The sequence below is a fragment of the Vibrio sp. SCSIO 43097 genome (assembly GCF_023650755.1).
GTDB classification, from domain to species: Bacteria; Pseudomonadota; Gammaproteobacteria; order Enterobacterales; family Vibrionaceae; genus Vibrio; species Vibrio alginolyticus.
The window spans coordinates 2,272,508-2,286,721 of record NZ_CP071840.1 but is presented as its reverse complement, the minus strand read 5'-3'; the positions used below and the strand labels follow the sequence as shown (position 1 = coordinate 2,286,721).

Here is a 14,214-nt window from a genome sequence, read left to right as displayed (position 1 = left end):
TCATGGCACGATTTTTTATCGATCGTCCGGTATTTGCTTGGGTTCTCGCGATTCTAACGATGTTGGCGGGGGTAATGTCATTATTCAATTTACCCGTCTCGCAATACCCAACGATTTCACCGACGACGATCACCATCAGTGCTCGCTATCCAGGTGCATCAGCAAAAACCGTTGAAGACTCGGTAACGCAGGTTATCGAGCAAAACATGACAGGATTAGATTACCTTCGCTACCTATCATCGAGCAGTGATGCATTTGGTAATGCGACAATTACCCTGACGTTTGATAGCGAAGCTGATCCTGATATCGCGCAAGTACAGGTGCAGAACAAACTGCAATTGGCATTGACTTCATTGCCGATGGAGGTACAAAACCAAGGTATTGTCGTCAATAAATCCAATACGGCATTTCTCATGGTTGTCGCAGTTTATTCTGAAGATCCTGACTTTACAGAAAACGATATCGGCGACTTTGTTGTAACGAATATTCAAGACCCGATAAGTCGTGTAACTGGCGTAGGACAAGTGCAGGCGTTTGGTGCGCAGTATGCAATGCGAGTTTGGCTGGACCCTTTTAAGCTTACGCAGTTCAACTTGACCGCGATCGACGTAGCAAATGCAATCAGTGAACAGAACGCGCAAGTTTCTTCCGGTCAACTTGGTGCGGCACCTGCGCAGGAGGGTCAGTTGTTGAATGCTACGATTTCTTCTGCAAGTCGTTTGAGCAGTGTAGAAGAGTTCCAAGACATCATTCTTAAGTCCGACGCCAGTGGTTCGAATGTTTATTTGAAAGATGTAGCTCGCGTTGAGCGTGGTGCAGAAAGTTATGATATTCGAGGCCAATATAATGGCTTCCCAGCATCGGGGTTAGGTATTTCATTAGGTACTGGCGCAAACGCGCTTGAGACAGCCAATGCGGTAAAAGAGCGCTTAGAACAACTGAGTGCAACGTTCCCAGAAGGGTTGCAGATTGCTTACCCATTTGAAACAACGCCATTCGTCAAAGCCTCGATTCAAGAAGTGGTTAAAACGCTATTAGAAGCCATTCTTCTTGTGTTCTTAATCATGTACCTGTTCTTGCAGAACTTCCGTGCGACGATCATTCCAACGATCGCAGTGCCTGTCGTATTGCTCGGAACCTTCGCTATTTTGTACGCGACTGGATTTAGTGTAAACACGTTAACCATGTTCGCGATGGTTCTGGCTATCGGTTTGCTGGTGGATGATGCCATCGTTGTGGTAGAAAACGTCGAGCGTGTGATGCATGAAGATGGTTTAGAGCCCAAAGAAGCGACCAAAAAATCGATGGGACAGATTACTGGTGCCCTGATTGGTGTCGGTTTGACGCTTTCAGCGGTATTCGTCCCTATGGCGTTTATGTCTGGTTCTACCGGGGTTATTTACCGTCAGTTTTCAATAACTATTGTGGCGGCTATGACGCTTTCCGTTTTGGTTGCGATAATTCTGACTCCAGCATTGTGTGCTACGTTGCTGAAAAAAGGCGATGCTGAGCTTCTAGAGAAGAAAGGCTTCTTTGGCTGGTTTAACCGCAAGTTTGATGCGATGACAGCAGGCTATGAAACCGGCGTTGCCAAACTTCTAAAACGCACAGGTCGCATGTTGGTTGTATTTTTGGCAATGAGTGCAGGTGCTGGCTGGTTATTTATGAACCTTCCAACGTCATTTTTGCCAGATGAAGACCAAGGCACAGTATTCTCAATGGCTATTTTGCCGCCTAACTCAACACAAGAACAGACGGAAAAAACACTTGAGAAAATGCGTGACTTTTACCTAGTAGACGAAAAAGACAATGTAAAGTCTGTCTTCTCCGTTGCTGGATTTAGTTTCGCAGGCCAAGGCCAAAACATGGGGATGGCATTTATCGGTCTGAAAGATTGGTCTGAGCGTGAAGCGCCTGGCGCTGATGCGGCTTCCATTACGGGCCGAGCGATGGGGTACTTCTCTACCATTAAAGAAGCTTTGGTGTTTGCGTTCGCCCCTCCAGCGATTCAAGAGCTAGGTAACTCGACAGGTTTCGATTTCTATCTCCAAGACTCGTTGAATAAAGGGCACGATGCATTAGTTGCGGCTCAAGGGCAACTTCTGGGCATGGCAGCACAAAACCCGAAACTTGTCGGTGTTCGTCCAAACGGTCAGGCAGATGCGCCAATGTACAAAGTGAACATTGACCACGTCAAACTTCGTGCTTTGGATGTCAGTATCAATGACGTAAACCAAATCCTGTCAGCTGCATGGGGCGGGGCTTACATTAACGATTATATTGATCGCGGTCGTGTGAAGAAAGTGATGGTGCAAAGTGATGCGGAATACCGCATGCAGCCAAAAGACTTCGATTCATGGTACGTACGCAACGCTAAGGGAGAGATGGTGCCTTTCTCTGCTTTTGCGAGTGGCGAGTGGACATATGGTTCTCCTCTTTTGCAGCGCTTTGATGGTTTGCCAGCAATGAATATTCAAGGCGGTGCAGCTCCTGGTGTAAGTACTGGTGAAGCCATGGAAGAAATTGAAGCAATGGTAGAAAAGCTACCAGAAGGTTTCACGGTGAACTGGAATGGTATTTCGTATGAAGAGCGCCTTTCCGGAAACCAAGCGCCGATGCTATATGCGCTATCTATCCTTGTCGTATTCTTAGTTCTTGCCGCTTTGTATGAAAGTTGGTCAGTACCTTTCGCCGTGGTGTTAGTTGTTCCTCTTGGTGTGCTTGGTGCTGTGCTTGCGGTAATGATGCGCAGTATGGATAACGATGTGTTCTTCCAGGTGAGCTTATTAACTACGGTCGGCTTGGCAACCAAAAACGCCATTCTGATTGTTGAGTTTGCAAAGGACTACTATGAGAAAGGCGCTGGGCTTATCGAAGCAACCTTACATGCTGTTCGCGTTCGTCTGCGCCCAATTATCATGACATCGCTTGCTTTTGGTTTGGGTGTGGTACCACTTGCTATCAGTTCAGGTGTGGGATCGGCAGGTCAAAACGCAGTAGGTACCGGCGTACTTGGTGGCATGATCAGTGCCACGATATTGGGTATATTCTTCGTCCCAATCTTCTTTGTAGTGGTTGAGCGATTGTTTGATCGACGTGCGAGAAAAGAGTCGGAGGCAGAGTTGTCTGAGACCAGCACTAAACCCACTCAGCAAAGCGAGTAGGACTTGGTTGTTTTAACTGAGTTATACTAGTGATAATAAACACGATTAAAGGGCGCTTCGGCGCTCTTTATTTTATGTTTTCACTTGGTGGTTACCGTCTATGACGCGAGCCTGAAAGACGGCGTGTTGTGTGCAGTATCAGCACAGCCTTTTCGGCCGAATGAAAGCCTAAAGAAGAAAAACGACGATGAAAGATCAGAAAATTTCCCCAATTTCCGTTTTGGATCAAAGTCCTATGTTTGTTTGTGGTGTGATGCAGCGCATGTACCGCAATCGTGCCCAAGCTGAGCTCTCTCGGCAAAATTTGATGACACTAGAAATGGCAAGTGCACTGGCCGCTTTAGAAGAATTTCAGCCTATGAGCCAGCAAGCGTTAGCTGATGCGGTTCGAACTGAGCGAAGTGTAGCAAAGCGGATGGTGGACAATCTGGAAAAGAGAGGGTTTGTTCAAGTTTCTAAAAGTAAATCGAATCAGCGCCTTAAAATGCTAAGCATGACAAAAGAGGGGGCAAATGCTTTAAAGCAAGTTCATCAAATCATGACGAATTTACAGAAAGAGTTTTTTTCTTGTTTGTCGGAATCTGAAGCGAATGAATTTTTTCGTCTGGTAAGAAAGCTCACTTTTGCGAATCACGACCAGTAACTGACATCAATGCCGTTTAGCGTCTTTATTTTATCGCGGACCAATTATATTAAGCTGTAGAACTTAAGAAATAGGATGCCCAACGTACAGGTCACGGTAGAAAGCACCGTAGTGAGTGCGATGATATTTGCAGCTAACGTGGCATTGCCTCCCATGGAACGCGCCATGACATAGCTGGCTGCAGCGACTGGAGAGGCGTTCATAAAGAAAAGAATACCTAGCTCAATTCCTCGAAATCCTACTAAGTAAGCTCCCATGGTGATGATGACTGGCGCTACGATGAGCTTGTAACTGCTCGCAAACCAAGATGAACCTTTCTCTTTTCTCATCAAGCTAAAGTCAAGTGAGCCACCCGTACACAACAGCGCCAAAGGCAATGTCATTTTGGACAAGTAGTCTCCTGCGTCAATAACCACATTCGGTACTGGAATAGCGAGTAAATAAAAAGCCATTCCTAGAACAATAGAGATTATGAGTGGATTCCTAGTCAGTGTTCGGCCCATCATCTTTGCTGCTTGCGAGGCAGACGTTGCTCCTTTGGGAGATAAGCAAATTACCGCTTGGACGTTATAAATAAATGTGGTGACCGCGACATAGAGAGCCGCTAACGCCACACCTTGAGAACCATACGCATTGGCAACGTAAGCGATGCCAATAATACCTGTATTTGCTCGGAACCCACCTTGGATGAGAACGCCTTGATCAGGCGATGCTTTGAATAGAAGTTTGACGGAAAGATAGGTGAAAATGAAAAACGAAATACTAGCGATGACGCCGAAATTGACGAATCCACTTGCCGCGGAAAAGTCGTGTTCTGAAGCCACAATGCTGACAAATAACATTGCAGGCAAGGTAACTTGAAACACCAGTTTAGAGCCTACTTCGATAAAATTATCGTTGATTAGACCAAAGCGCTTAAAAAGAACGCCAAGTACCAACATCAAACAGATAGGTCCGGTTATCGACAAAGAGAATTGCAACTGATGTAAAACAGCTTCCATGTAAGTATCCGCAGCAAAAGAAAAAAGTGTTCCTGCTGCCTATTAAGCCACAAACCCGGAGGGTAGGACAGTAACGTGATGAAATTTTCTTCTGTTGTAGGTTCCGGAGTCATTTACACTCCAAGTTATGGACGAGGTCCCAATTTAACAAAGCGGTACTGGTCCTACGTGCGATATGTTGGTTAACTCATTGTCGTGATGCATCCACATGCGTATTAGATGTGAGGGCTGGTCATCGTAGTTATGGATAGGAGTTCATCAATGAAAAGGAAACACAACAAAACTGTACTGTGTGCGTTTGTCTCTGGTTCGGTATTTGGTGCGGTTTTGGTCATTGCGATGTCTTTACCAATGTAATCCTCTTAATTGGCTGTTGGAACACTCACACTAATTCAGTACAAAACAGATTGAGTTCTGCGGTGTGTGCTGTTAGTTTAAAAAACATGAAAATACACGTTCGCCCTTCATTAACAACCTTCTCTTGGTGGCGCTCTAAATAGAGCGGCGCGGAATACTTACATTCTTAAGCTGCTGGATGGTAGCTAAGAGTGTTTGATCTTTTTATCTCCAGTAGCGATCTATTAAATACTTGGAGACAAATATGAATACCCATAAAAATACATCTCAGCGTGAAATTATACTTACCGGAGATCGAGCAACAGGTCCATTACACCTAGGGCACTATATTGGTTCATTGCAACAACGAGTCAAATTGCAAACGGAGCACGAGCAAACGATCTTGGTCGCGGACATGCAAGGGTTGACGGATAACGCGCATAATCCATCAAAGGTATCCTCTAATATTCTCAATGTCGTTGCAGATTATTTGGCTGTTGGTATCAACCCCGCTCAAACTACGATCACGTTGCAGTCTCAAATTCCAGCGTTAGCCGAGTTGACAATGTATTACAGTAATCTTGTTTCTACCGCACGATTAGAGCGAAACCCTACGGTTAAAAATGAGATTCAGAGTAAAGGTTTTGAACGCTCTATTCCCGCAGGCTTTTTAACGTATCCAATTTCTCAAGCTGCTGATATTACGGGGTTTCATGCGACGCTAGTACCAGTGGGTGATGACCAACTGCCGATGTTAGAGCAAACTAATGAAATCGTGAGAAAAATAAACCATCTGGGTGGAAAAGAGGTTCTTAGAGAATGCCGTCCATTACTTAGCGATGCACCTCGTTTGCCGAGTACTGACGGTAAAAATAAGATGTCTAAAAGCATGGGGAACGCAATCAACTTAGGCGCCTCCGAAAAGGAGATTTCCGCGGCAGTGAAATCTATGTATACCGATCCCAATCATCTGAAAATTGAGGACCCTGGCCAAGTCGAAGGGAATATTGTATTCATCTACCTCGATGCTTTTCATCCTGATAAAAATTATGTCGAACAGCTAAAAGACCATTATCGACGAGGTGGATTAGGTGATGGTTTGACCAAGAAAGTGTTAGAAGAATGCTTACAAGAAATGCTTCGCCCTATTCGAGAAAAGCGCGCTATGTATTTGAATGATAAAGCGCAGCTGATTGATATTTTAAAACAAGGTAGTGAGCGTTCTCGCGAGAAAACCGAAAAAGTGCTATTTGATGTGAAAGATGTATTTGGTTTAAATTTGTTCTGAATTAAAAGTAGAGAGTTGAACATAAGGCACGACGGCTGGTTAGCAACGTGCCTTTTTAAGTTCCCAGTCAGTCAAAGCGCATTATTAAGAAGAAAAAAATTCACGACGAAAATCCGCGACTTCTTGTTGGTAATAGCTTTGCCATTCCGGTTCTGACAAATTTGAATGGCTTGTGGCTCTCTCTTTTCTGAGCCTGGACTCAAGTTGTTGCAATGCTTGTTGGTAACCTCTGACTTGCTCTTTTTGCTCAGCAATTTGTTGCTCACGAGCGTGAATGTTTTTAGTTTCTTCTTTCGTTAAGTAAGTTCGTTCTAGCTCTGCGATGATCGCCAAGCGATCTGGTAGGCTCATACTATTAGGAATCAGGGTGACCGCACGCTCATATTTTTCCTGGTCGCTTGTTAGCCCGATAGCACCTGCATGTTCTTGCCAGTCAATGGTGAGTTGCTCGAAAGCTCGCAAAAAGTTATCTGGGCTTTGAGTGTCCAGCTTTTGGGCTTCTAAGTTGAAATCGTACAGCGCGAACTCATCCGCAAAAACAACATCAGCCAATTCCCCCCAGATGCTTCTTGCTTCGTTCTTCAGCTGTGCAACACGCGACGCCAGTGATTGTTGCTCATCAAATAACAAATTTCCTACACTCTCTTGCCATTGGCTGCTGAGCTGAGGGTAGTTCGCCAAAAGCTGGAATCGAGCTGAAGATAAATGCGCCTCAAACAAGGCGACCTGCTCTTCACAACTACGGTTCAACATACACTCTTGCCAAAACGTCTCAAGTTCGGCGACAAGTTTCCTGCCTTTGAGTTGAGTTAATCGCTCAGTCGTTATTTGAACTGTGGAAGGGAGCTTAGCGGTTTGTGGTGAAGTATCTGTATCGGGCACGATGCTGCTTGTTTGTGGTGATGTACTGGAGACATTCTGATTTTTTGTCTTAGGGGAAGGAGAGGAAGCGAGCTCTTCTTTTTGAACATCGTGACTGAAAGTTAAAAATATCATGCCCGCCATAATGGCGGACATGATTATCAAAGCGATTTTCTTCATGGCTTGATTGTTGCGCTTACTGGGAAATGGTCAGAAAGGTTATAGTGTTTCCATAAACTCTCTGCGGTTGTGCGCGGCACGTCTACACGGTTGTCATTGAATGATTTCACCCCGTATTCACTACTCACCATAACATAGTCAAGGTATTCCACGTTTTCGCCACCTGATAACGCTTCACCTGCAAAGTTATTGATACGGGGATCAAAGGTTGACTCCGTGTAACCAGAGTACTGAGGTTCGATGGCGCTTAAGTTAGCGATCATTTGTTGGTAGTCACCAGGGAACTTTCTTTTGTTTACGTTAAAGTCGCCGCTGTATACCACAGTTTCGCTTGAAGGAATGTTAAGAGATTGGGCGAGTGCGCGGATTTGTTTGAACTGGCGCTGACGATACTCACGGGCGGTGTCTGTATCGAAAGATGCGGTATGGGTAGCAAACACATGGTAAGCCTGACCACCTTTAATTATTTCCGCATAATTTACGCCTTTATCGGCAAAGCAGTCTGTACCAGAACAATCGGGAAAGACATATTGCGCTTCGTTCACGATAGGGTAGCGACTAACTATGATTACGCCACCATCATGAATATTAACGCCTTCTTTATCTAACATCTTTGTTTGGTAAGGATATTCCTTGGCTAACTCACGTAAGAATGCTTCACGGCCGCTGGCAAACACCTCTTGCAGCGCCAAAACATCGTAACCTTTTACATGTTGAGGAATCAGTTCGTAACGATCTCCAATGTGCGATGCAATAGCCGTCAACGCCCAGATGTTATAAGTCATCAACTTAAGGTTTTGTTCTTCGTTGTCGACAGACTCCGCTACCTTGCTTGGCGTGATGGTGTAGTAAAGATCATCATATCGAGCGGTACTGTCTGACTTAAATGCCAGTTCGGTTTCTCTCGCACCAAAAGCGTTAGTGTTGGCACGATGAATGTTACGATCATCTTTGAGTGATAACTCGACATCGGCTGCGGACAAGCCGTATTCAATGGTCGAATTGTACCAATGGCCTTCCATTATTTGATTGAGTGTTATGCTTTCACCTTCAGGGCTAGAAACCACCGTTTCAAAACGGTAAGTTTGATTTGATTTCACGCCCTCCCAACGGTTGAAGCTTAATACAGATTTAGTTTCCCACGGACCAAGTACCTGCACATGTTGTTGCCACTCTTCTCCGTATTGAAGCAAATCACTGCCTTCATGTTTTACTTGAATAGTTAACGGTTGATCAGAGTTATTCGTTAGGTAAACGTCGGTATCTGCAATGCAGGGTAACGCTATCAAGCTACTTAATAAAAGGCTCCACTGCGAAAATTTCATCTTATTTTTCCATCATTTGAACTAGAGCAATCATTCTTGTTTATAAATGTTACTTGCACGTTAAATATGGATGACATCTAAGCCAGCGCTGAAAATTGTTATCAGAATGTGATCTTTATTCAATGGTTAGGATGGGGGTATTGAGTGTGTGGCCGTTGAAGCGGTGGAAAAATAATACCAACAGTCAACGAATTGCATTCACTGCAATCAAGCTGTCATCTTTGCTCTATAAGTTGTGCGGCGTCATTCATCTAGCCATATGGCTAGAACTCAAATTGATAGATGGAGCACCATGGCTAGAGCAGTAAATCCAACCGATGAAACCATCATTAAATTGTTACAAGAGCAAGGTTTGATTAGAAGTGAAGCAGAAGCACGTTTAAAGAAAGAGGTGTACCGCTTGCAACCTAATGAGATAGCAAAAGTAAAAAATTATGCCCAGCATTTTGGGATAAATGCGAAAGAAAAGCTCATCGATGAGATCTTGGATCTGCGCCGAGAAGCGCTCATGAAAAGATGTAGACACAATACGGAGCATGCGAGCCTATCTCTAAAATAGCATGTGATAAAACTATCAATTACTGGTCAAAATTTGATCTCTCAAGCCGATGTATATAAGAGCGTTCAATGATATCGAGCGCAAAAAACAGTGTGTTTTAGAGGTTAAGCTTTCACTTAAGTGAGAGGTTTGGAAAGGCTGCGGGGAGAAAGTGCATGCGTATTAAAGACTTAAGTGTCGTAAAGAAAATATCGGTTAGTTATTTAACCGTTTTTGCCGTGTTTGGTTTAGTGTCAGTAATGTTGGTGCAAGGTTTGTTAACACTGAATAAAGACATTTCAGTGTTAACAGATAAAAGTTTACCTTCTGTTGCGATTTTGAAAGGTATCCAAGTTGATATTACTAAAGTGCGTAAAGATGAGTTCTCTTTATTGCCAAACGCAAATCACCCCAAAATTGGTGAATGGTTAAAAGGCCTCGACCAATGGCGTTCTGATGTGCAGGCTGGTATTGCAGAATACGAAAAGCTCGACCTTAATAAGCGTGAAACGCAGTCCTTTAGCGTTTTTAAAGAAACTTGGAATCAATACATCAAAGAAACGAAGACTTACAACGTATTGCTAAGCCAAGGCGATGCTGAAAGTGCAAATGATGTAATTTTATCAAGTTTCGATACCTACTCAAAAGCGTTGAGCAGCTTGGATGATACCCTCGCGTTGAACGATGAGTTGGTGAATTTGATTGGCGAAGAAGTACAAAGTGAAGCGGCATTTACACAATACAGCGCTGCTGTTGGTGCGCTTGTCGTCGCATTGGTCATGGTAATGTCTGCCATGTTGCTTTCTCGAGTCATCTGCGGGCCTGTTGATCGAGCACTGGAATTCGCTTCCAAAATCGCCAAGGGTCAATTGAATAATCAAATCGACGAAAGCGAATTGAGCAAAGACGAGTTAGGAACGCTGCTCAAAGAGCTTGTCGGTATGCAAACAAACTTACATTCGTTGGTTTCTGAGATTAATGACTCAACGATTCAGCTAACGGCAGCAGTAGAGGAAGTGAGTGCTATTTCTTCTCAGACCGCTTCTGGTATGCAAAATCAACAAATTGAACTTAGCTCGGTGGCTTCTGCGATGACAGAAATGCAAGCTGCTGTAAGTGAAGTGGCACAAAATACCGAAGTTGGCGCAACCTCTGCTTATTCGGCTGCGGAAGTGGCAAAGCAAGGAACGGTGACGTTACAACAAACTATCGCAGTAATTGAGCGTGTATCACATACGATCCAAGAATCAGATGAACTGGCACGTGAGCTTGAATCGAGCTCAAACAATATCAATGTGGTCGTAGATGTGATCCGCGGGATTGCCGAGCAAACAAACTTGTTAGCACTGAACGCCGCAATTGAAGCCGCTCGGGCTGGTGAACAAGGACGTGGGTTTGCTGTTGTGGCAGATGAGGTTCGTTCTCTGGCGCAACGCACTCAAGACTCCACTTCACAAATTGTGGAAATTGTTAATCAACTACAAGAGAGCAGCAGTAAAATAGGGCATTCAAGCCGTGATTGTCAGGAGGGTATTTCTCAGTGTGTTGAGCAAGTTAATGATGCTGATAGCCAGATAAAAGAAATTGAACATTCTGTCGATAACATAGCGCAAATGAGTACACAAATCGCAACGGCGTGCAGTGAGCAGAATTCTGTATCCGAAGAGCTGAATCGCAGCGTGGAGCATATTAATAGTGCTTCAACAGAGATGGCTGAGGGAGCTTCACAAACGGCTGTGGCTTGTCAGCAGATTAGTAGCCTAGCGCACAACTTGAAAACTCGAATGGGTTCATTCCAGCTCTAGTTGTTGTGTTTCAGCTTTATTCCTAACCTCATTGCTACAATAAATAAGCCGGACGAAATGTCCGGCTTATTTATTCTCTGTCTATATAAGTTCAGAGTATGCTCAACCTTGGGAGAATATGCTCGCTAGGCTGGAATACCACTGTGAAACTTAAAATCTGTATCTGGCGTAGAAATTAAATCTGCCTCTATACGTCCAAAGTAGGCGATGCGCTCGCTGATATCTTTGCCTGCGATTTGCTCCGCTAATACAAGATAATCCTGGTAATGGCGTGCTTCTGAACGTAATAAAGAAATGTAGAACTTTGCGATATCGTCATCCATATGTGGTGCTAGTTTGGCAAAACGCTCACAAGATCGGGCTTCGATGTACGCACCAATGATGAGTTTATCGATCAGCGTTTCCGGCTCATGAGTCTTCATATGCGAAATCAGTCCTTTAGCATAACGACTTGCTGGAATATTTTTGTACTCAATTCCACGACTTTCCATGATCTCTAAAACTTGATAAAAGTGGTGTAACTCCTCTTTTATCAAAAGCACCATCTTATCGATCAAATCTTGGCTGTATGGTGAGTCGGACTTAGCCATGATTGACTTAGAAATATTGCTCTTGCCTTTTAAAGTTTCCAATGAGCCTACGTTACGGTAAGCAAAATCTTCGTAGGGCTTAAACCAGTCAAGTAGAGCATGTGAACTGGATTGGTCAACGGCATACTTACGAATTAAAAACATGGCAGATTGGCCAGCTTTTAGTTCGCACAGTAGGTGGTCTAACAAAATGGTTTGAAGGTTCTCTGGTTTCTTTGCTTCCTCTACCCATTCATCAGGTGTACTGCATCGCAGAAATTGGTTAATGGGAGCAAGAAGATCTTGATAGGCGTCTAGATTCATCATTTTAGTTTTAGTACTTCACATTTTTATTGGGCATATCCGTTGTCTTGCGGATAGAAAAAAGGCTGCAATTGCAGCCTTTTTTGACCTGAAGTGAATGTTACCACTTTTTCTTCTCGCCGAAGAGAGCTTCCATGTCATTGTCACGCTCTTTGTCAGCAATCTGCTGCATTTCGGCATCGCTTTTATCTTGGCGCTTTTTATCTAAGTCACCTAACATCTCTTCAAGCTTTTGTTTCGCTTGAATAGAATAAGGATCGCTCTTAGTGCTCAAAGCATCGATACCTTTACGCAGCAGTTGAAGCGCGGTGCCTGGTTGGCCACGAGCGATAGAGTCGTTTGCTCTTTTGATGACATTTTCAATGTTGATGCGAATTTGCATCGTTTCCAAGCGCGCATTTTCGGTGACGTAAGTCTGGGTATCCAATCGGCCTTTGTTGTGCTCGTTACGGATAGTGTCGCGAAGTCGTTTAACCAGCTTAAGCATGACGATAGCTTGTTTATCACTACTCGGCATCTTGAAAGTGGTACTCTCGCCAGTAGGACCATTCTCTTTTAGCTGCGTAATCTGCTGCTTCATATTTTCGATACGTTGAGCAAGTTGCTTGTTCTTCGGGTCCAGCTCATGCATGCTCTCTAGCGCGTCAAGAATACGATTGTTTAGACACAGCAACAGCTCTTTACTAAAAGGGATATGGTGCGCATGACCAATCAACTCTTCAGTACCATCTATCAAGGCTACATATCGCGCTGATTCCTGCCTTTTTGCGGTTTCAACTTTAACCTTATATTGCAACATAATGTTATAGCCTAGGATTAACACCAGTAGGATGGCTACCAAAGCGATTATTAAACCAATATTCATATCTTTGCGTCTGCTTTACTTTTCTGCGGCTAGCGTTAAAGAATACATGAATCTTATCTTACTCGGCACCTTATTTGTTTGATTATTTTGTCTCTCCCACGTTTTAGTTACTGATAGAAGTCACATCATAGAACTTCGGTCATTTATTGGCTCAACTTTGTGCATATTGTTTCTTGCTTGAAGATTATTAGTATGTGATTGAGGTATAAGTTAGAAATTGCTGTTCATTTCGATTTGAACGCGTTATAACTAATTATTATATCGCTCGCTTGAGTGGCCAATAAACTCTCTCATGAATAAGTAAGGGATTACGATGAAACTGCAGCAGCTGAAGTATATTGTTGAGGTTGTAAACCATAATCTGAATGTATCTGCAACGGCGGAAAGCTTATATACCTCTCAGCCAGGTATTAGTAAACAGGTTCGGTTGCTGGAAGATGAGTTAGGTATTCAGATTTTTGAACGTAGCGGTAAGCACTTAACGCAAGTGACGCCAGCTGGAGAAGAAATTGTACGTATCTCTCAAGAAATTCTCGCTCGTGTAGAAAGTATCAAAGCGGTGGCTGGAGAGCACACCCATCCAGAAATGGGGACGCTGAATATCACCACGACACATACGCAGGCTCGTTATGCACTGCCAGATGTCATCAAAGGTTTTACTTCTCGTTATCCAAAAGTGTCGTTACACATGCACCAAGGTACACCGTCACAAATGTCTGAGGCGATAGCTAAAGGCACTGCGAATTTTGCGATTGCGACAGAAGCTCTTCACTTATATCAAGATGCCATCATGCTGCCTTGTTATCACTGGAATCGTTCAATAGTTGTGCCTAAAGACCACCCACTAGCGAAGAAAGACAAAGTAACGATCAGTGATCTTGCCGCTTACCCATTAGTCACTTACGTGTTCGGTTTTACTGGTCGTTCAGAGCTGGATACAGCATTCAACCGCGAAGGTTTAACCCCGCGAGTGGTGTTCACGGCAACTGATGCAGACGTCATTAAAACTTACGTTCGTATGGGTATTGGTGTGGGTGTGATTGCAAGCATGGCTGTGGATGAAGAGCAGGACGGTGACTTGGTTGCAATAGATGCGAGCCATTTGTTTGGCGCGAGCACCACGAGCATCGGCTTCCGCCGTGGTACATTCTTACGCTCTTACATGTTCGATTTTATGGAGCGTTTTGCACCGCACTTAACGCGTCCAGTGGTTGAGCAGGCGATTTCGTTGAAGTCTAATGCAGAAATCGAAGAGATGTTTAAAGACATCGAGCTTCCGGTGAGATAACACTTCATTGATGTTTCGATTCCCTCT

Annotated in this window: 11 protein-coding genes; 6 read left to right on the top strand and 5 right to left on the bottom strand. The window is 44.0% G+C overall.

Annotated features, from left to right (window positions below):
• Positions 1-2: 2 nt before the first annotated feature.
• Positions 3-3,164: an efflux RND transporter permease subunit gene (locus tag J4N40_RS11145; protein WP_250654250.1), complete on the top strand. Its 3,162-nt coding sequence runs from the start codon at positions 3-5 to the stop codon at positions 3,162-3,164.
• A gap of 187 nt (positions 3,165-3,351) precedes the next feature.
• Positions 3,352-3,807: a MarR family winged helix-turn-helix transcriptional regulator gene (locus tag J4N40_RS11140; protein ID WP_033905066.1), complete on the top strand. Its 456-nt coding sequence runs from the start codon at positions 3,352-3,354 to the stop codon at positions 3,805-3,807.
• A gap of 44 nt (positions 3,808-3,851) precedes the next feature.
• On the opposite strand, the gene J4N40_RS11135 is transcribed toward J4N40_RS11140, so the two are convergent.
• Positions 3,852-4,808, bottom strand: a complete 957-nt coding sequence (locus tag J4N40_RS11135; RefSeq protein WP_053349488.1) for an AEC family transporter — start codon at positions 4,806-4,808, stop codon at positions 3,852-3,854.
• Between the two features lie 601 nt (positions 4,809-5,409).
• Between J4N40_RS11135 and trpS the strand changes: the two genes are divergently transcribed.
• The gene (gene trpS / locus J4N40_RS11130; RefSeq protein ID WP_250654249.1) at positions 5,410-6,432 is read left to right on the top strand and encodes a tryptophan--tRNA ligase; all 1,023 of its coding nucleotides are present in this window, start codon (positions 5,410-5,412) and stop codon (positions 6,430-6,432) included.
• A gap of 84 nt (positions 6,433-6,516) precedes the next feature.
• Here trpS and J4N40_RS11125 read toward each other — a convergent pair whose 3' ends face one another.
• Both J4N40_RS11125 and J4N40_RS11120 read right to left on the bottom strand, forming a co-directional pair.
• Entirely contained in the window at positions 6,517-7,473 is a 957-nt protein-coding gene (locus J4N40_RS11125; RefSeq protein ID WP_064368018.1) for a hypothetical protein, read from the bottom strand.
• Positions 7,470-8,798, bottom strand: a complete 1,329-nt coding sequence (locus J4N40_RS11120; RefSeq protein ID WP_017634955.1) for a sphingomyelin phosphodiesterase — start codon at positions 8,796-8,798, stop codon at positions 7,470-7,472. The genes J4N40_RS11125 and J4N40_RS11120 overlap by 4 nt, the downstream gene beginning before the upstream one ends.
• A gap of 292 nt (positions 8,799-9,090) precedes the next feature.
• Between J4N40_RS11120 and J4N40_RS11115 the strand changes: the two genes are divergently transcribed.
• Both J4N40_RS11115 and J4N40_RS11110 read left to right on the top strand, forming a co-directional pair.
• On the top strand, positions 9,091-9,357 hold the full coding sequence (locus tag J4N40_RS11115) for a hypothetical protein (protein ID WP_017634954.1): 267 nt from the start codon (positions 9,091-9,093) through the stop codon (positions 9,355-9,357).
• A 155-nt stretch (positions 9,358-9,512) separates the two neighbouring features.
• Positions 9,513-11,141 carry a methyl-accepting chemotaxis protein gene (locus J4N40_RS11110; protein ID WP_017634953.1) on the top strand — a complete coding sequence of 543 codons (1,629 nt, stop codon included), beginning with the start codon at positions 9,513-9,515 and terminating at the stop codon, positions 11,139-11,141.
• A 125-nt stretch (positions 11,142-11,266) separates the two neighbouring features.
• Here the strand turns inward: J4N40_RS11110 and miaE are convergent, their stop codons facing one another.
• The gene (gene miaE, locus J4N40_RS11105; RefSeq protein WP_017634952.1) at positions 11,267-12,037 is read right to left on the bottom strand and encodes a tRNA isopentenyl-2-thiomethyl-A-37 hydroxylase MiaE; all 771 of its coding nucleotides are present in this window, start codon (positions 12,035-12,037) and stop codon (positions 11,267-11,269) included.
• Between the two features lie 97 nt (positions 12,038-12,134).
• Entirely contained in the window at positions 12,135-12,899 is a 765-nt protein-coding gene (locus J4N40_RS11100; RefSeq protein WP_005378247.1) for a hypothetical protein, read from the bottom strand.
• Between the two features lie 313 nt (positions 12,900-13,212).
• Between J4N40_RS11100 and cysB the strand changes: the two genes are divergently transcribed.
• Positions 13,213-14,187, top strand: a complete 975-nt coding sequence (gene cysB, locus J4N40_RS11095) for an HTH-type transcriptional regulator CysB (protein ID WP_005388967.1) — start codon at positions 13,213-13,215, stop codon at positions 14,185-14,187.
• Positions 14,188-14,214 lie beyond the last annotated feature (27 nt).